Consider the following 19977-nt stretch of genomic DNA (forward strand, 5'->3'; position numbering starts at 1 on the left):
TAGAAGCCAACACAAATTAGGTGCCATATCCTACATTTTTATGATGCCATAAACAAATTGTACTTCCTCCGATTTCAATTTCAGGGTCGTGTTCTCTTAACCAATCTTCGATTTGAGCAGATGATAAATCAGGATGTTCCTTCAACCAATTTATTATACGAGCCCGATAGGGATCTAACTTCTTCCTTCTGTTCCCTAGGGAATTAATCCACTCTGTTGCTTCCTCTAGATTCATATCTAAATACTTATAAACTGTATTCCTGGAAATCTTTAATTTCTTGGCAATTGCTGCAACTTTAAATCCTTGTTCTTTTAGTTGATGAACTTCTATATACATAAGTAACTTTTTCACCTTTCATATCCTCCAGCTAAACAAAATTGATAATAGTATCATAGCTTAGCTGGTAAAAATATTGGTAAAAAAGTGTTCAATCTTATCTAGCAGAAACTGTTGATTATAGTCTAGCAGTTACACTAATTTTGTCCCTTACTTTTTGTATAGTTAAATTGAAATAGTGAGATACAATAAAAATAATTAGTGTTTAACATAAATTCCAAAAGTATTTCTACCTATTCTAGTCAGAATAGAGTGTTTTCCAAAGTTTTTATTTTTTAGTACTAGCAAAAAAAGACTAATAGTTAATGGAATTGTAGAAAGATAATATCCAATTCCACCTTCAGTTCCATCAAGTAATCGATAGGTTATGTAGCTTTCGACAATTTGCAATATACATGATAGTAAGAAAACATAGATTAAGGTTGTTGATTTAACCTTATTAATGATTAGTTTAATTCCTTCATAGTGTTTCGAGATGAAGCAACCTGCAGACACGTAGAATAAACCAAAGAACAGTGCATCTCTGGTATCTATTGGAAGATGAAATATACCCGAATAGGTTTGACCAAAAAGCCCTAACAAATTTAGCATAAGACTTATGATTAACAAGATGTGTAATTTCTTAACAATTATGAATAAATACAAGATTGTTATTGACCAAATTAGTGCGGTTATGAACCATAAATGGTATGCCGTATCACCAATCCCATAATACACAACACTAAAGTTTGGTAAAGAATGAACATATTTAACTAATTCATCTTTTAATGAATTTCCTTGAAATAAGGCAAAAACTATCGCTATGAAAAGATCGTAAAATAGTTAAAAAATATACCAGCCAACAAATAATCTTATTAAGTTAAAAGTATAAGATTTAAAGTAATTCAGATTAGTTAAACAATTCTTTAATTTTCCCCCAAATAAAAACCCTGAAACAATAAAAAAGTAAGGGATAACGTACCTCGGAAAAGCTAAAAACCAGATACTAAGGCTTTCTGTCTCTGCAGCATTAAAAGTGACAGTATGAAAATATATTACATTAAATATCGCAAGACATTTTATGGAATCTATTGAGTAAATCTATCCAAATCTTATATCCTCCTTTTAGAAAGGTGAGTAATCTAAAATTCTTTGTGAAATCTTTCTCTGCCCCAATAAAAAGAGGAGACTTGACATACACTACTCTTATTTTATTGAATTAAATCTGTTTTTTTGCATAGGTAATTTTTAATTAGTTCCTTGTAATCTACTTGATGAGACAAAATAAAATCTATTGCTTCCCTAACAGCTCCCATACCTCCATTTAAACTGCTAACAAAATTAACTGTTTCTTTTACTAATTCTGCACTATCATTAGGAGCAGCTGAGAAACCTACTATTCTTATTATGGGTAGGTCATTAATATCATCACCCATATAAAATACATTGTTATATTGAATACCAAGTGAAGCTGTGATTTTATCTAGCACTTCAACTTTGTTTGTAATTCCCTGATAAACGCAATCAATTTTTAGTTCTTTCGATCGAATTTGTACAGATTCCGAATCTCTTCCAGTGATAATGGCAACTTTTAATCCACAAAATTTGGCCAAACCTATTCCTAAACCATCCTTCACGTTAAAGCTTTTATACTCTACTCCATTTGAGCCAATTAATAACTTACCATCCGTTAAGACACCATCAACATCTAATACGATTAATTTAATTTCTGGTATAGACATAATTAAAACCCTAATTTTGTAATATCATGTAAGTGGATCATAGCAATGGGTTCATCTGAATTATTTACTACAGGTAAAACATTTATTTTTAAATTTTCCATAGTATTCAACGCCTCAACCGCAAGAGTATTAGGTCTAACAGTTACTGGCTTCTTATTGTATAAATCGGTTACCGAAAGTTCCATAAAATTTTCCCCTTGCGCTAACCTTCTTCTAATATCGCCATCAGTAATAATGCCAACTAGCTTACCATCATGATTAATAATACTCGTTGCGCCCAAACCCGATTTCGTCATAGTAAACATAATGTCCTGGATAGTGCAATTATCTAAAGAGGTTGGATTTCTTTTCGTAATTTCCATAATTGTTTCAACAGTGAATAACAGTCTTTTACCAAGTGATCCTCCAGGATGAAAAACAGCAAAATGTTCGGAGGAGAAATTACGAGCCTTTAACAAAGCAATAGCTACCGCATCTCCTAAAGAAAGCATTAATGTTGTGCTTGTTGTAGGGGCTAAACCTAGTGGACAGGCCTCTTTTACTTTACCGATACAAAGAATATGGTCAGCCTTATTTCCTAATGTAGAAGCACGATTTCCAACAAATGCTATAAGTTTAGCACCTATTCGTTTAATAGATGGAATTAATTTTATGACTTCCTCTGATTCCCCGCTATTAGATAACGCTAAAATAATATCTGAATTTGTCACCATTCCTAAGTCACCATGAAGACCTTCTGCAGGGTGCAAAAACAGAGATGGTGTCCCTGTACTGGCTAATGTAGCAGTAATTTTCCTTCCAACTAAACCTGATTTTCCAACACCTGTTACAATTATTCTTCCATTACAATTATGGATTGTCTCTATTACCTCTGAAATTTCTTGGTCTACAGTTTCAATTAAATTAAAGATTGCCTGGCCTTCTTGTTCTAGAACTTCTTTTACGGTGGTGATATGATTATTTACTGTAAATAAACTCTCAACCATCCTTTAACCCTCCTGCCCTCAGATTCCTTTAATTATTCTATCAATTTCAATAATTGGTTTAAGGAATTCCTCAAGTTGATCAAGTTTTATCATATTTGGCCCATCTGACAACGCATGGTCGGGATCAGGATGGGTTTCGACAAACAACGCATCGATTCCAACAGCAGTGGCAGCACGTGCCAAATAGGGAACAAACTCTCTTTTACCCCCAGTAGCTGTGCCCAGTCCTCCAGGTATTTGAACACTATGTGTTGCATCAAATACTACAGGGGCATCAAGTTCTCTCATTGTAGGAAGGGAGCGCAAATCGACAACTAAGTTGTTATAACCAAATGTTGTCCCTCTTTCTGTCAACAAAATTTTATTATTTCCTGATTCTCTAATCTTCACCACCGCATTGTTCATATCCCATGGAGCAAGAAATTGCCCTTTTTTTATGTTAACAATTTTATTAGTTTTTGCTGCACTAACTAATAAATCAGTTTGTCTACACAAAAAGGCAGGAATTTGTATAATATCGACAACCTCCCCTACAACTTCGGCTTGATTCACCTCATGGATATCCGTTGTAACAGGGAGCAACAATTCCTTTTTCACTTTTTCTAAAATCTCTAAGCCTTTTTGAATCCCAGGACCTCTTTCTGAATAAATCGATGAGCGATTAGCTTTATCAAAAGATCCTTTAAACACAAATGGAATATTATATTTTTGTGTTATTTCTTTAATAACCGAAGCAGTTTCCATTACAAGGGACTCACTTTCCAACATACATGGTCCAGCAATGAGGACCATTGAACGATTTCCCCCAAAAATGATGTTATTATTTAAAGTTACTTCGTTGATCATAAAATCCAGCTCCCATTATCTATATTTCTTGTAGAAGTTTATTCGGCTCAATGATCCTTAAAGCAAATTCATAATCCTCTTTTGTATCAATATCAATTGCTTCAATATCATCTAATTCTTGAAAATATGGTAAGAAACCAATTCTTTGACCATGTGTTAAAAAATGGTCTTTCTTAAATATAAAAAATCCACTTGTTTCAATATAGACTGGTTCTATATCTTGGGTCCTTGGTATATCGTCTAGCTTGTAATTTAATGTTTCTCCTTTGTACCAGACAAAGGTTTGTTTCTTTATAACGCTCAAGGCTGAATCATAATTTTCACTTAAAACGTTTATTAATGCATTCCTTACAGAAGTTTCAGACATAAATGGTGATGTTGTATGTGCCAACAAATAAATGTCACTATCAATCGTATTGATGAAAGCTTCATAGATTTCGTGACCTTTTACTAAGTCCCCATTGAGACGACTGTCCCGTTTTACAAATCTAACGCCTTTCGGCAAATATTCCATTACCTTCTCATCACTACAGAATACACAAACCTCATCAATTTGCTCAATTTGCAATAATGTATTGAAAATATACCAACTTAGGGAGTGTTCACCTAATGGAAGAATATTTTTATGTGGTAATCGTTGACTGTTTAACTTAATAGGGACAAAAGCGACAACTTTTTTTTCCACTTTTAAATTCCACTTCCTTGATTCATTTTTAATTAAAATCAAATTAAATTTAAGTTTATAACTCATTTCTTCGTTCACAATAAAGAACGCCGAAATAAAAAAATATAAATATAAAGGTTTTAATCTAAACAGTTATGAAATTAAAGTGGTTGGGAGATAATTTAATCCTAATATTAATATAAGATATTAATTGAATTTTCCTGTTGTCGGAAGTTATATAGTGCACCAATTAGATTAGAATCATTTTCAAATTTACATTTCTCTACTCTAATATCAATCCTTCCTTTCATTCCTAAGAGTTTTTCGTTAATTTTATCGATTAAATCATAACGTTCAGTGATTGCCCCCCCAATCAGAAATTTTTCAGGATCGATAACGTGTTGTATATTATAAATACCTACAGCCAAACGCTTGGTGAATTTTTCTATCTCATTTTTAACCTTTCTATCACCATTGTCGGCCATTTGAAATATTTTTTTCCCATCAAAGATACTTGACCCTCTTTTTTTACGTTTAGCAACTTGATTAACTAATGCTTTAGTCGAAGCAAGGGAACTCCAACTAACCCCATGTGGTTGTTCCAAGTAATCCTCCATTATCATATAACCAAATTCCCCGGCGAAGAGATTGGTACCATGTCGGAGCTTTTTATCAAGAAATATTGAACCACCTATACCGCTACCAAGTACAATACAAACATAATCTTGAACATCCTTCGCATTCCCTAACCAGCCTTCTGCAAGTCCTGCACAATTCCCGTCATTCTCTAGTTCAACACGTAAATTTGTTTTATCTTGTAAAAGATGTTTAATGTTGGGGCCATGGATATAAGGTATTGCACTGATTCCACCTATAGTACCTTTTTTAATATCTACAACTCCAGGTATGCTTATTGCTATTCCGTCTAATAAGTAATCGTCACGGTAATTTTCTATTACCCAATTAATTGTATTAACAAAAACTGCCAAACTATTGGGAGTTGGAGTGTAGCTTTTACTTATAAAATTCCCATTTTCATTCATTAGGGCGTATTTTATAGTCGAACCTCCCACATCAAAAACTGCATAATATTTCATTATTTTACCTCCGTATACTTTAACCATTAGAAAATAAGTGGAAGTATTAAAAACAGGTCAATTATATTATCACCTTTTTCTATAAAAAATACAATATATTCATTATAAAGAACAAAAGGTTTCTACTAAATTTTTAACACTTTATGGTTTATACCTATATGACTTTTTAAATAATCCTTTAATTTATACACATTTTTGAATTGCTTAGTTTCATATAAATATATTAGGTCTTTATATAATAATGATCTTATGGAGTGATTGAAGAATAGGAATTTTTGATTCATTTTCTCAGAAGTTCCCCAATAGTTTTTATATGATTCGTCACCTCTGAGGAAATCTAAAATTTCATAATCCTCTCTGCAACCCTCAAGCATAATATTATACATTAAAATACTCCCCGGAGAATATTTACTGTATTGAATATTAATAGAATGAACATACAAGTAAATTCTTTTTCTATCGGACATTCCGAATTGAACAACTATTATTTCATTATCAAAAGTTAGATATGTTAAATGTAGTAAATTACTTTTAAAAAGGTTTTTTGCAGTTAGTATTAAACTTTCCCTTTTATCCTTATGTCTATATTCACTCGGTGTATTTGTATTCGCCCATCTTTGACAGTGTAATTCAAAAAATTTATTCAATATAGGTTCAATATCTTCTTCTTTCGTTACTTTTGAATAAGTAAATTTGCCTTCTCTATTTAATCTTCTCTCTTTATAAAGAGTTTTTTTTAAAAATTCTTTACCTAATTTTATTTTTACTTTTTCAGCGTCTTTATCAAGTAATAAATATGGGCAAATATGATCTTTTTTTCTCTGAATTAAAGCATAATTCCCTAATCGATCATTATTGATAAAATGAGCAAAATGTGAATCTTCCGGTACATCTCCCCATTCAATACAATCCCAACTTAATTTGTCTTTGTAAATCCTCGAAAATGCTAAGTCTAGTAATTCCTCTGCTGGGTACTGGTTAGATAGAATTGGCACTAAATAATCTGAAAGCTCCGAGCCAATAGGTTTTAAGATTCTAAATTTAAACTTTAAGAATTTTATATGAAGAATGTGGAGTGGAATTATCCCGATTGGATTGTTATTGTCCTTTATTTCAATAATATAAGGAGTGATATTTGCTTGTTTATTTTTAAAATCCCACCAACTTTTTAGCCAACTAAAATCTTGAAATACTGTAATATCATAAAAATTACCTATTAACATTTCCCATTCCGGGAATATATCATCAAGTACCTCTATTTGTTTATGAACCAATACTTCCATTATTATCATCCTCTTTAAGATACTTAAATAATAAATTATTTTTTTATTTCTTGCTTTTTGTTAAAACTGATTATTTATTAAAGAAATGATACTGAATAAAGAAAAGCCTTATTACCCAGCAGTAAGAGAACTTGAATTTTTGATATTCACAGATAACACTTTATCTAAATCTACTCTTTCAAATACCTCAAGCATCCCACCTCTTGTTGCGTTATAAATTTTAATATGATGCCGATCAGCGTACTCTTTAGCTACCTTGTAAGAGCTGACCATTCTTTCACCTGCCAATAAAAATGACGAATCAACAATTCCATGCTCTTTAAAATGGTGTTTCATATCACTTGAATAATTGCAATCGGCCCCTAATAAATAAATTTCCTTAAATCCCATATATACGGCCATTTGAATTAAAGAGTATGTGACTGTAAATCCACTGTAGATCGCCTTATAAGGGTCTTTACTAAATTTGGTGGTTAGTTTACTAGGATTGTAATTGTGATGAAGCATATCTAACGGAAAAATATAATCACACTTTGATAAATTTATCCTTTCTTTATTAAGAATGGTATCGCTAATAAATTTACACTCCACCTCTAATTGTTCGATTTGCTCCCTAAGCTTTGAATATACACGCTCATCTTGAATGCCATAATATGTGGGTCTCCAGCTAGTTTCGTTAAAGGCAAGGCAAATTGAATTCATACTGATAGTAATTTCATTCTTTAATTTTTCAAGATCTTCTATTGTTAGACTTGGGCCTGTTGCAACAATAAAGCATCTCTCTCCAGTATGTATATTCTTCAGCATTTTTAATTTTTCATAAGGGGTTTTATATTTAATATTCATAACCCTTAATATTTTTTTAATATTAAATTTGCTTCTTGAGATATAGTATGGGAGTTGTACAAATTGGAATTTCCTTACCTTTTTAATAAAATAATAGGTAAACTTGTTTCTTTTAAAAACTTCTCTAATCCACATCTAAATCACCCTATTTTTAAATAAACTTTAAATAATTGATAATCTTTTAAAGTATCATTAATAATTCATCAAGTTCAAAAAACTGTTGAACATTTAGAAGAGTAATTATTAATATTCTTAATTTACTTTTTAATAACTTCATCTCAAAAAATTTATTAATATATAATTTTAAAAGTTTTGATTTATATACCTGATAAAGTATTTTGTAAAATACGGACTTTAGGGAAAAATTAAAAAATGTGTATTTTACGTTATATTTTTGTAAAGTCCCCCACTGCTTCTTATAGTTTTCTCCTCCCCTTGTAAAGTCCAAAATATCAAACCCCTCTTTACAAGCATCAATAATAAGTTTATATAACATAATATTTCCAACTGAATATTTTTTATATTTATTACTATAACCAGTATTGTAAAGATAAATCTTTTTATCGTCTTTCATCGCAAATTCGACCGATATTATTTCGTTATTAAAACTTAAATATGTAAGATGTAGCAAATTGCATTTAAAAAGACTTCTGGCTGCATCTAAGGCATGCTGTCTGTCCTCCAAATTGCTAAATCTACTTGGTGATTTTGTATTTGCCCATCTTTCACAATGGAATTCAAAAAGCATATTCATTACAGGTTCAATCTCTTTTTCTGCTAACACTTTAGAAAATAGTAGATCGCCTTTCTTTTCTAACTTTCTTTCTTTTTTTAGAATTTCATTTAAGAGATTTTGTTCAAATTTTAGTTTAACAGTCTCAGCATTATTATTGAGCTCTAAAAAAGGACAAACATGCCCTCTTATTCTGCTTATTAATGGATTTTTCCATTTTGATTGTCTTTTGAAAAAAGAATCTAAAACTGAGTTTTCAGGTATATCACCCCATTCTATAAAATCCCAACTGTCCCTATCTTTTTTTATTTTTTTCCATGCTATTCCAAGTTGCTTATCAGTTGGGTATTTTATTGATAAAATTGGGATTAAATAATCTGAGAGTTCATCACCAATAGGCTTAAGTATACGGAAATTAATATTTTTAAATTTTTCTTGAGAACAATAAAGTGGTATGATACCAATTGTTTTATTATGTTCCCTAATTTCTATTATATAAGGGGTAATAGTTTCAATTTTACTTTTATATTCCCACCAACTTTCTAACCATCCAGTCTCTTGGAAAATTGTTATTTCTTGATATTCCTCTTTCAATTTCACCCATTTAGGAAACAACTTCCTAATTGATTCCTTTTTTTTATGTATTACTGCGTCCAAATACTCACCCCATTATATTAATATAAAGCGCATACCAAACAATTACATTCCAACTATTTCCATAAGTACAAAATCTTATTAAAAAGAATAAACTTTAATTATTTATCCTATTAAAGTACTACTCTAGTGTTTCTTTTCGAGAGTTTCTTTTTGTAATCTTTTACTATTGTTTTAATTTTAGAATTAGGAAATTGACAATGTTCATACAATTCCCATTCAAAATTAGAAGTATCGGCCTTCCGAATAGCCTCACCTTGTAAGAAGTGCTTTTCTACATTTTGTGAAGTATGACAGGCCAACATTTCCTTTTTGATTCTGCGCTCTTCTTTAGAAATAACAATTTTTGTTTCTTGTGATTTACTTTTTAGAGTTGATAAAAACTTTATATCGTGTGTACCTAACTGTTGTTTTGGATTATATTCAGCCCACTCAAACAAATTAGTATATTCTATCTTCCGACATATAGACTTTACTACAAAACTTGTAAAATCATGATCTCCATGTCCTCCTTCAATACAATGAGCATAAATCTGATGCGGGTTCAGATTTCTAATTAAGTTAAGAATATCACTAGAAATATTTTTCAAATATCTTTGTGATCCTTTATCTGGATATCCGAGGCAAACAATATTTTCTTCTGATATATTTATTAGAGACAATGCCTTTACTGCCTCTTTATACCTAATTTCTGATATCTCCTTTGATACACTTTTTTTTATATGCCAACTCTCCCCATTCCGAGCTGTACCATTAGTTACAAATACAATAACTATGTTGTCCCCATTAAGTCTATGTCTATATAAGATGGTCCCTAATCCTAAAACATCATCATCTGGGTGTGCAGCAAAGACTAGTGCGTCTACTTTATTATTATTGAAAGTATTTAGACGTTTACGGCCAACCATTTTATTAGGATACCTATATAACCCTCTAAAATATTCAATTTTTTTTATTAAAATTTCATTTCCTTCTATAAATGGAATTAATCTTAGAATAGGTTTTTTTATATTAGCCAATAGCATGAAATTCCACCTTTAAAATAATATTAGCTTACACCTTCAAATAGTTTATTAATTTCATTTGTTGTGTCTAATTTAATGTTCTTTAAGTTATTTCTGAACTTTTCACACAACTCTGGCTTAATTATAAGGGAATTGACAGCATTAAATATTTCAATTTCATCAAAATTTACTATCAATCCATTCTTACCATTTATGATTTGTTCCCTTGCACCAACAAAATCTGTAGTTACAATTGGTTTTGAAAATAATCTTGCCTCAGCTAGTGAAAGGCAATATGCTTCATGTCTGGACGGTTGGACATAGATATCACATTGCTTGATATAGTTATAAGGGTTGCTTTTCGTACCCAATATAATAAGATTCTCTTCCAAACCATATTGTCTAATTAACTTTTCAAGCTCCGATCGAGAAGTTCCGTCTCCAATACAATACCATCTCACATTGTGACCTGCGGCCTTTAACTTAAATAGTATTCGTGGAATTATGTCCTGACCCTTTTCTGAACTTAACCTTCCTACTGTTAGAATTCTTATTCCCTTGAAATGATCACTAAATCCTTCTCCATTTACCGCCATTTCCTCCATATTCTTTCCATCTAGAATATTGTAAAAGACAGATGTCTTTGCTTTAAGTTGAGGTAGCAGATCAATAAACTTATTCTTTGCAAATTCCGATACACAGAATATTTTGTCGTATTTTTCAAAATAATTTTTATACAGTTCCATCTTTTCTATCATTGCTGAAACATCGGAGTGAATCCAGGCAAACTTTTTTTTTGCTTTAATATTATTTACTACAAAAACTACTGGAAATGATGTGGGTATATGATAAGAGATTGCTAAGTCGTATTCTGAGTTAAGCACTGGAATCATTTTAGAGTAATAACTCTCATATTTATATCTATCTTTTGTTCCCTTAGCCAACAGCATATACCAGCCAATTTTGAACGCCTGAATTAGTCTACCTTTTTTTGCCAATTTCCATATCTTTTCTAAGGCAGATTTCTCAGATCCATATAAATTTTCAACTTTAACATGATTAGGTACTTCATCCTCAAGTAAGCCCTTTTCCATTACTAATACAGTTACTTGGTATTCTTCTTTAGGTATAGATTTCAACATAGATATTAATGCCTTTCCTATACCGCCCATTCCAAATCTATGTGTTACAATAACAAGCTTTTTCATATTAAACACAACCTTAATTTATTTCTTGAAATTTTAAGATTATCATTTAGTTCGTTCCTTTATCTTACATAGCTGACTGCCTTTACTTTATTTTCAATAGAAACTAATCTCCCTTTACTTAATTTAAAAACGATATCACAATTTTCAATGGTACTTAATCTATGAGCTATGATAATTAAAGTTTTCTCTCCCCTTAGTCCATCTATTGCCTTCATTATTTCCTTTTCTGTTTCGTTATCTAAGGCAGATGTTGCTTCATCCATGAATAATATTTCAGGATTATTATACAAAGCTCTTGCAATGCCGATACGTTGACGTTGTCCACCCGAAAGTCTTACTCCTCTTTCTCCTACCTTTGTATCTAGCTGGTCAGGTAGACCTTCAATAAATTCTTTTAACTGTGCTTGCTCTAAAGCTCTCCAAACCTTATCATCGTCAATATTTCCCTCTTCTATCCCAAAAGCAACATTACTACGGATCGTATCGTCCGATAAATAAATAGTTTGTGGGATATAACCTATTTTTTGCTGCCACATTGCCTTTTGTTCAAATAAATTTTTACCATCAACCAACACACGCCCTTTATCTGGTTGGAAAAGTCCTAGTATAATATCGACTAGAGTCGTTTTACCTGCCCCTGATTCACCAATAAAAGCAACTGATTGACCTATTGGGATAGTTAACGATATATCATTCACTGAATACTCTCTTTGATTGAGGTAACAAAAAGAAACCCCTTGTAATTTTATGGAGTCTTTAAAAACTCTCTTATTTGTATCTTGTAATTTAACACCTAGTTTTGTACTACTCTTATAAAAAGTTAGTCCTTTATTTTCAAATAGGTCCTCATAAACAACTTCTAATGCTGGTTTACTATATCGCATAGTAGTAATTAATCCAATTACACGGTTAATAGATGGCATTAATCGAAACGCTGCCATAGCAAATAATGCCATTGTAGATACTAATTGAGTTGTATCCATTCCTTGAAAAACAATAATTAACATCGTTACCAAGACCACTGAAACCATTAATGTTTCGATAAAAAGCCTTGGTAAAAGATCTAACATATTCATATATCTACCATTATTTGCACTAATATGGCTTTGTCGGGTATATGCCTTAATAAAAAAGTCCTCTTTGCCTGATACGAGTACTTCTTTACTAGCACCTAAACCTTGATTAACCCATTTAATCATTTCACTACTTACTTTTTGTTGTTCCTTGCCTAAATAGTTAATCTTTTTACGAAAAAATTTAAAAAACAATAATACACTCCCCCCTAAAAGAACAGTGGCAGTTATTGTTGCCAAAGGAGCTTGCATTAATAGTAAAATTAAAATAAAAGTTATTGTTAATAATTCGGTAAACAATTGAAACCCAGATATAACAAGTCCATTAAATACCCTAGAAACTTCATTATTTACATTTCTTAGTAATTGTGCAGAATTTCGTTGAATGTGGAATGAATAAGGTTTTGTTAGATATTCCTTAAATAGACCACTAGATAACTTGACTTTCTGACTCAAATTTACCTTTAACTGTACAAAGTTATATAAGAATAAATAAAGGTTTTTCAACACAAAGACCAGTAATAGAAAAATTACAGAAAATACGATAAATGTAGTTGAGGACTGAAAATTAAACAACTTAAAAATATAAGACAATAAAGCTTGCTCTTGTATCATTTTTGGATTTGTTAGAATCCCCACAATGGGAATTATTAATCCTATACCTATCGTTTCAAACAATGCTGCAACGATCATCATTAATAATAATATTATTAATCTTTTTTTATCACCCTTATCAAAAAGCTTAACAAGCTTATTGATTGTGTCCATCATTCTCAACTGCCTTCCTTAATTAACTTTTGCAATTTTTAATGTTTCTTTATATCCAGGGTTACCATTTAAAACAACCTCTTTTAAAAAAGGGATTTTTTTCAATAGGCGAAAGTCCGTAATGTTGTTATTTGCAAGATTTAGCTTCTCTAAGCCCCAAAAATACTGAATGCCATCCAGGGCAGAAATGCAGCAATTGCTCAAATCTAACTCTTTAATATTGACCAAATCTGAGATTCTTAACCATTTACTTTCTATAGGTTTTGCAATTATTTTTCTAACTGCGGATTCTAAGTTATTGTCCATAATATTGGCTATCCCAGCCAATTCTGATGTGGTGTAAAATTCCATATCATTGTTTCTGACTTCATTTATAATTGTTTGAATTAGCTTAGTGGTTACAGCCCACCTTGCCCATCTATCAGCTTTTGTCCCGTCAACTAATTTCTCCATTTTCGCTTCTTCGGGGATTATTGAATGGCAAGTAAAGATTACATTTTCCCCCTTTTCCTTAGCTAACTTAATGATTTTCTTCAAATAATAAACATTACATGAATAATAACCATCTAAACAAATAGAAGGAGCAAATCCTTCATAATTAAAAGCAGTTAAATTATCCTTATTTAAGTGTCCTCTGGTGATTTTAAAATAATTTGGAACTAGCTTTTTAATATGTTCTTTATCGTATTGGAAATGAGGAAAGGCAAATGAAACTGGTTTTTTGAATTTATCCTTTGTTGTAGAATGTGTTTGCTCATTCATCCAATTTAAAAGCAATTCTATCTCATCTTTGATCCAACGATGATACCCATGTTGTGTTGAATAGTCTGTTGCTTTCATATGATTAAATCCGTGATGACCAATTTCATGACCATTTGCCTGAAGTTCTAATAGTTTGTCAATTTCTTCTTGATTATGTTTACGCTCTCCATCCAAAGGGTGTATGCCATTTATATTGAAGGTTACTTTCACATCATAGTATCCAAAAAGTTCCTTTCCATTTTCATACCACTCATGAACTCTATAACTATCATCAAATGAAAGCGCTACTCCAGGTTTATTTATGTAAGGAATGCATTCTTGATTGGTTTTATGATGGTGATTCTCTAAATTATTAAACATATCATGGTATAAATTGGACCAATATCTCCATTGAAAATATTTTTCCTTTAGGGATGGTATGCTCATAAATTTCATTTATACACCTCCTATAATATTCCAAATAAAGAAAGAGATCGCTATGATGTAAAGTATTTATTTCATCTCATTAATAAATACTTTGACCATATCTGATCCAGCTTCCAAATAAGATAGCTCTTATTAACCAATTTATGCCCGTCGACTGCTACAATCCATTTCTGATCTGTTATTTTTATTTGATCAATTGTGTGCATTCCATCTTTATTCCAATCTTTATCTTTATTAGAACCGTTTAAAACCATGCTAATTGGTTCTTCTTCGTATTCACTTTCTGATAATCTTGTAATTTTAAATAAATGAACAGCACTGCCATAATTTGGCTTTCCATCTTGTGTGTATCGAAAAATGATATCATTGTCAACAATCACCCGGCCCCCAGGTCTTGTAATGTTATAATTATTTTTGATCAATGGACTTTTAGGATGTTCATACCAATTTTTCTCGAGCGTATCTGAGAAAAATAAATGCAATTTTCCACCCTTTCCTGCGAATAACCACCATTTTTTCTTATAATAAAAAATACTTGAATCTACATATTTACCATCAATAAGCCCTGAAACCTTTTCCCATTCATAAGGGAAGTTCTTTGCCTTATATAACAAAACTTTATTGGCCTCACTGGACTCCGGTATCATATAAAATTCATTATTGGATTTGAATACATATGGATATGATAAATGGAAATTTTCCTTTAATATCGCTCGATCATACTTCCAAGTTTCACCATCCTTGCTTTTGGCTAACCCTAATATACCTTTTCCAGTAGTTTTATCTAGGATCTCAAAAAACATATAAAATAATGAGTTATGAGTGATAATAAATGGATCAGCAATAAACTCTGCGGGTACATCTGTAACATCTGATGCTTGTAAACTAGGTTTTTTTAGAATTTTCTGATCAGGTATTCCATTAATCATGGAATTTGACTGAAAGACTGTAATTGACCATATTCCTAGGAGTATTTTTTTCCTGCTTAAAATAACGAATATAAGAATTAGCATGGTTAAAGCCATGGAGACAATAAAATACATATAATCACCTATTTTGAAATTTTATACATCCATTAAATTGCACAATTAAGAAATAAATTTATTTCTTGATTGTCAATAGGGTTTTCATTTTTTAAATTCTCAGTAAATTGTTTCCTCATATCTTTATTATTAATTAATTCCACAATTCCATTGTAAAGCTCCTTTTCGTCAATACCCACGATTAATCCGTTTTCTCTGTTTCGAATTTGTTCTCTAGCTGCACTAAATTCAGTGGAAACAATTGGCTTCCTTAAACATCTTGCTTCTGCAAGTGTGATACAAAATCCTTCATGTTTTGATGGCTGTACATAAATATCGCATTGGTCTATAAATGGGTACGGATTGGGTGTTGCGCCTAATAAGATAAACCTATTTTGTAAATTATACTTTTTGATTAATTTCTCATAATGTTCTCTGGCATTTCCGTCTCCAATACAATACCACTTAGCATCATATCCATCCTTTAATAAACGACTAAAAGCATATATCGCTAAATCCTGCCCTTTTTCTATGGACAATCTTCCTACTGTTAAGATTCTTATGCCATTAAATTTATCTGTAAAGCCTGTTCCTTTTTTAGCATGTGACTTAATTAATTCAGGTGAAGAAATGTTAAAAAAAACATTTGTCTTATTTTTTAGTGTTGGTACTTTTTCAGTTAACTTTTTTTCAGCTTCATTTGATACTACAAAAATCTTATCAAATTGACTGTATATTTTTTCAGCAAACCTCGGATTGAATCCTATTTTTGTAATATCAAAGTGGATCCATTGGAATTTCTTCTTAGCCCTTATCTTCTTTAAAACAAAATAGCTTATGAAATCCATTGGACCGTCATAAGCTACAGCAACATCATATTCCTTTTCAAGTAGCGGATAGTTTCTTAAAATGTATTTAAAATACAAACTTCTATTCTGTAATATTCGAGTTAATATGTGTAAAAATATGATTATAAAAGCTTGTATTAATTTCCATTTTTTCAATAGGTTAAAGAAAATTAACTTTGGAGGCTTATTTAGCAGGTCTTTAATATCTTTATACCCTGAAAAATATTCCACTTTCACTTCAGGAGGGATAGAGTTAAGAAAACCACCATATTCCTCTAACATAAATATAGTCATGTTATATTTATCAAGTGGTAATTCATTAATCATATTGAGTAAAGCCTTTTCCGTGCCACCAATGTTCATATTAATTAACATGAATAACATATTTTTTTTCATATATGTTCTTCTCTCTTTCGAAGATTAATTATCCAATTAATTCGTAGAATTTTGTTAACTCTTCAATATTACCTTTCTTTTCCTCTTTCAAATATTTTATTATATTATTCTTTAGTTCCTTATTATTTATAAGCTTTAGGATTCCTTCACAGACTGCATCGTAATTCATCTCAACCACCAGTCCATTTTCCCCATCGATCATTTGGGAAAATACGGCATCAAATTTTGTGGTTACGACTGGTTTATTTAGCATTCTTGCCTCTGCAATTGCAAGACCAAAGCCTTCAAATCTAGAGGTTTGAACATACAAATCACAGTCTTTAATAAAAGGATATGGATTTGAAGTAACACCTAAAAGGATAAAATAATCTTGAAGATTATTTTTGATAATATATTGGTTTATTTCTTCTTTTAGGGGACCTTTTCCTAGTACATACCATCGGAAATTAACACCTTTTTGCTTCAACTTTTTACAGGCTTTAAGTGCAATATCATAGCCCTTTTGATGGGCAAGTCTACCAATCGTTAGGATTCTAATCCCAGTAAAATCATCTTTAAAACTACCTCCTAAACCGGCCATACTTTCTATAAAATTAGGATTGTTAATATCATAAATTACATTTGTTTTATTAAAGTATTGTGGGAATGTTTGTAAAAAGATATCTTTTGCACTATCAGAAACAGCCACAATATTTCGGTATACATCATAAAATTGTTTTTGGTATGCTGCTTCTCTCTCATCCAAGCGATAACTTACATTTACCCAGGCAAATTTCTTATCAGCATTAATTTTATCTGCAACATAAAAAGTAGGAACGCCTTGGGCATAACTTATGGCAATATCATATTTTTTAGGGTTTACCTCAATTACGGATGAAACATTTTCCCAATACAACCGTGCTTTCTGCGCATTACTATATTCTTTCATTCTGATACTTATAGAATATTTTAACCTCGAGTAAAGCATATCAAAGTTAATGTTCTTAAGTGAAAAAAATAACGCACTTTTTAAATTCAACCTGGTAAAAGTTGAATACTTTAATGGTTCTAAAATATTTACTTCCTTTGGCACTAGTTCCTCAAGCAATTCACCATGAGTAAATAACATTAAATCTACAGAATACTTTTTATAATCTAAGAGTGATAATAATGTAATCAAACTTTTCTCTGCACCCGCACCTACTAATGAATCAATAACAAATAGCAGTTTTTTTTTCCTCATAATTATCTTCCAATCTAATTTAATTACATTTCATGTAAGGGTTAAAATGCAGCTTTAATGTTTTTTTCTAGTTTAATTAACCAATCATAAATAAAGGGATTAATAATAAATCCAATCGTTGCAAATTTTTGTTTCCATCCTATTAGAGGATTTTTAATTAAATATATTAAACTTTTATTAAAATCCCTCTTTAGCTGCTTCAACTCCTGTTTTAAATAAGGGAAATCCTTTTTGGCTGTATAGTAATTCCAAAAAAATGACTCCATGTAAGATTTGTAAGCTTTGTAATGTAGATCAAATTCTTTAATAGTTAAAAAAAACTCTGACCTATCCTTTAATGCATATACTTTATCAGCAAACCTTTTTAGTGAATAAGGTGACCGAATAATACTATTCGGTCTTTGAACGTAATAATATAACTGCGTTGAAATATAGATTGTTTTCCTACTATAGAATAAGATTTTATGAATAAGCAATTCATCTTCACAAATTCTACCTTCTTCAAACCGAAGATTTTCAAAAATTTCCCGTTTATAAATTTTATTCCATAGAACTACCCATCCAATATTATTTCCTGCACCAGTTTTTAAACCACTGGAATCATTAGCAAACATCTGTCTTAAGGCTTCAATATTTGTAAAGTTTCTAACTTTCAAGTCACATTTATTCTTTTGAGTATCAATTACCTCATCCATATTTACATATTTAAAATCGCAGACAGCTATGTCAGCAGAGTGCTTAATTGCAGTTTCAAATAATATCCGATACATATTTGCGTGTATAAAATCATCACTATCAACAAATCCAATATAATATCCTTTTGCAGCTTCTATTCCTGCATTCCTAGCAGAGGAAATACCACCATTATTTTTATGAATAACTTTTATTCTTGAGTCATGTTTTGCATATTGATCACATATCTCACCACATTTATCCGGTGAACCGTCATTAACTAAAATTAATTCAAAATCACTAAAAGTTTGCGAGAGAATAGAATCAATACATTTTTTTAAATAAGGTACTACTTTATATACTGGAACAATAATACTTAATTTTGGGTTCATACACCTTCTCATATCCTTTATTAATTATTCCTTTTTCCTATAAGAGTTTTGATTTGGTTTGAAAGTATGAAAAATCTAAAATTTGCCATTAATAAAAAAATGTAATATTTATAAAGTAAAGAAAATGATTCAACTTTTACGATATATTTATACCTTTTTCTAATGTTTTTCTGAATTCTAATCAGATAGTAATCTCTTTCCTTTGAATCATGAACCTGATTCAAAATATAAAACACATTGTCAATGGTCCAGTATACATAGCAGCAAATAACTTCATTGTAAATTGAGCTGTATTTTTCCTGCATAAAACTCAAAATCTCTTCCCAGCCAACGAATGCATCCAACCTTTTTTGATTATAAGAAGCTGTTAAAATACTATTTTCACGCTTGATATAGATATACCCAATAAAGTTTGTAAACACGGCCTTGCTACTATTAGCAAAGAGTCGGTAGGTAGTGGATAAATCCTCATGAATACGTCCTTCAGGAAATGACACACCCTTAAAACAATGTTTCTTAAACAATTTGTTGCAAAGAGAAAAACGATATAAGTTACCTTTAAATAGTTCTTTCATAGCCTCATTGTGAGTCAGTTCTTTTTCAAATTCACTTTGATCCGAGTTGATTATTCGACCATTAATTTCTCTTCCTAATTTACATATGCCAATATCACTATCCGTTTGCATACATAAATCATAAAGTACCTGTAACATTTCTTCATCTATTCGGTCATCTGAATCTACAAAACTGATATAATCTCCTTGAGCCAGCGTAACTCCCAAATTTCTGGCAGAACTTACCCCACCGTATTCTTTGTGTACCACCCGAACTCTTCTGTCTTTTCTAGCATATTCATCACAAATCTCTCCACTTGTATCATTTGAGCCATCATCCACTAATAGCAGCTCAAATTCCAAAAAACTTTGTGCAAGGATACTATCAACGCAGCTCTTGATATAGGATTCAACATTATATACAGGAACAATAACACTAATTATTGGTTTCATAGGCCTTAAT

At 31.0% G+C, this 19977-nt stretch carries 18 protein-coding genes and 1 pseudogene; all 19 read right to left on the minus strand.

Translation table 11 applies throughout. The features are described from left to right. Positions 1-16 precede the first annotated feature (16 nt). The 19 genes and pseudogenes from GXK58_RS09740 to GXK58_RS09830 all read right to left on the minus strand — a co-directional run bounded on the left by GXK58_RS09740 (position 17) and on the right by GXK58_RS09830 (position 19967). Entirely contained in the window at positions 17-352 is a 336-nt protein-coding gene (locus tag GXK58_RS09740; RefSeq protein WP_237389622.1) for a helix-turn-helix domain-containing protein, read from the minus strand. Positions 353-535: 183 nt separating this feature from the next. Beyond that, a pseudogene (locus GXK58_RS27695) lies at positions 536-1417 on the minus strand (acyltransferase family protein). A 110-nt stretch (positions 1418-1527) separates the two neighbouring features. Next, entirely contained in the window at positions 1528-2058 is a 531-nt protein-coding gene (locus GXK58_RS09750) for a KdsC family phosphatase (RefSeq protein ID WP_160722227.1), read from the minus strand. 2 nt (positions 2059-2060) lie between these two features. Then, complete coding sequence (locus tag GXK58_RS09755) at positions 2061-3044, minus strand: KpsF/GutQ family sugar-phosphate isomerase (RefSeq protein WP_160722229.1); 984 nt, start codon at positions 3042-3044, stop codon at positions 2061-2063. 18 nt (positions 3045-3062) lie between these two features. After that, positions 3063-3887: a 3-deoxy-8-phosphooctulonate synthase gene (kdsA, locus tag GXK58_RS09760; RefSeq protein ID WP_160722763.1), complete on the minus strand. Its 825-nt coding sequence runs from the start codon at positions 3885-3887 to the stop codon at positions 3063-3065. Positions 3888-3909: 22 nt separating this feature from the next. Then, positions 3910-4653 carry an acylneuraminate cytidylyltransferase family protein gene (locus tag GXK58_RS09765; RefSeq protein ID WP_237389623.1) on the minus strand — a complete coding sequence of 248 codons (744 nt, stop codon included), beginning with the start codon at positions 4651-4653 and terminating at the stop codon, positions 3910-3912. A gap of 95 nt (positions 4654-4748) precedes the next feature. After that, on the minus strand, positions 4749-5651 hold the full coding sequence (locus tag GXK58_RS09770) for an ROK family protein (protein ID WP_160722231.1): 903 nt from the start codon (positions 5649-5651) through the stop codon (positions 4749-4751). Between the two features lie 125 nt (positions 5652-5776). After that, positions 5777-6934 carry a GNAT family N-acetyltransferase gene (locus tag GXK58_RS09775; protein ID WP_160722233.1) on the minus strand — a complete coding sequence of 386 codons (1158 nt, stop codon included), beginning with the start codon at positions 6932-6934 and terminating at the stop codon, positions 5777-5779. A 111-nt stretch (positions 6935-7045) separates the two neighbouring features. Next, on the minus strand, positions 7046-7915 hold the full coding sequence (locus GXK58_RS09780) for a 6-hydroxymethylpterin diphosphokinase MptE-like protein (RefSeq protein WP_160722235.1): 870 nt from the start codon (positions 7913-7915) through the stop codon (positions 7046-7048). Between the two features lie 46 nt (positions 7916-7961). Next, a complete protein-coding gene (locus tag GXK58_RS09785; protein WP_160722237.1) occupies positions 7962-9170 on the minus strand; it encodes a GNAT family N-acetyltransferase in 1209 nt (402 codons plus the stop codon). Positions 9171-9280: 110 nt separating this feature from the next. After that, a complete protein-coding gene (locus tag GXK58_RS09790) occupies positions 9281-10192 on the minus strand; it encodes a PIG-L deacetylase family protein (protein WP_160722239.1) in 912 nt (303 codons plus the stop codon). Positions 10193-10215: 23 nt separating this feature from the next. Then, the gene (locus GXK58_RS09795; RefSeq protein ID WP_160722241.1) at positions 10216-11379 is read right to left on the minus strand and encodes a glycosyltransferase; all 1164 of its coding nucleotides are present in this window, start codon (positions 11377-11379) and stop codon (positions 10216-10218) included. Between the two features lie 59 nt (positions 11380-11438). Then, positions 11439-13223 (minus strand): ABC transporter ATP-binding protein, encoded by a 1785-nt coding sequence (locus GXK58_RS09800; protein ID WP_160722243.1) that lies wholly within the window; start codon positions 13221-13223, stop codon positions 11439-11441. Positions 13224-13238: 15 nt separating this feature from the next. Further along, positions 13239-14417 carry a leucine-rich repeat domain-containing protein gene (locus tag GXK58_RS09805; RefSeq protein WP_160722245.1) on the minus strand — a complete coding sequence of 393 codons (1179 nt, stop codon included), beginning with the start codon at positions 14415-14417 and terminating at the stop codon, positions 13239-13241. Positions 14418-14479: 62 nt separating this feature from the next. Then, positions 14480-15451 (minus strand): glucosamine inositolphosphorylceramide transferase family protein, encoded by a 972-nt coding sequence (locus tag GXK58_RS09810; RefSeq protein WP_160722247.1) that lies wholly within the window; start codon positions 15449-15451, stop codon positions 14480-14482. 32 nt (positions 15452-15483) lie between these two features. Beyond that, positions 15484-16674 (minus strand): glycosyltransferase, encoded by a 1191-nt coding sequence (locus GXK58_RS09815; protein ID WP_160722249.1) that lies wholly within the window; start codon positions 16672-16674, stop codon positions 15484-15486. A 28-nt stretch (positions 16675-16702) separates the two neighbouring features. Further along, positions 16703-17896, minus strand: a complete 1194-nt coding sequence (locus GXK58_RS09820) for a glycosyltransferase (protein ID WP_160722251.1) — start codon at positions 17894-17896, stop codon at positions 16703-16705. A 41-nt stretch (positions 17897-17937) separates the two neighbouring features. Then, complete coding sequence (locus GXK58_RS09825; protein WP_160722253.1) at positions 17938-18960, minus strand: glycosyltransferase; 1023 nt, start codon at positions 18958-18960, stop codon at positions 17938-17940. 20 nt (positions 18961-18980) lie between these two features. Continuing rightward, complete coding sequence (locus GXK58_RS09830; protein ID WP_160722255.1) at positions 18981-19967, minus strand: glycosyltransferase family 2 protein; 987 nt, start codon at positions 19965-19967, stop codon at positions 18981-18983. Positions 19968-19977 lie beyond the last annotated feature (10 nt).

The organism is Bacillus sp. USDA818B3_A (assembly GCF_009928415.1).
Classification (GTDB): domain Bacteria; phylum Bacillota; class Bacilli; order Bacillales; family Cytobacillaceae; genus Neobacillus.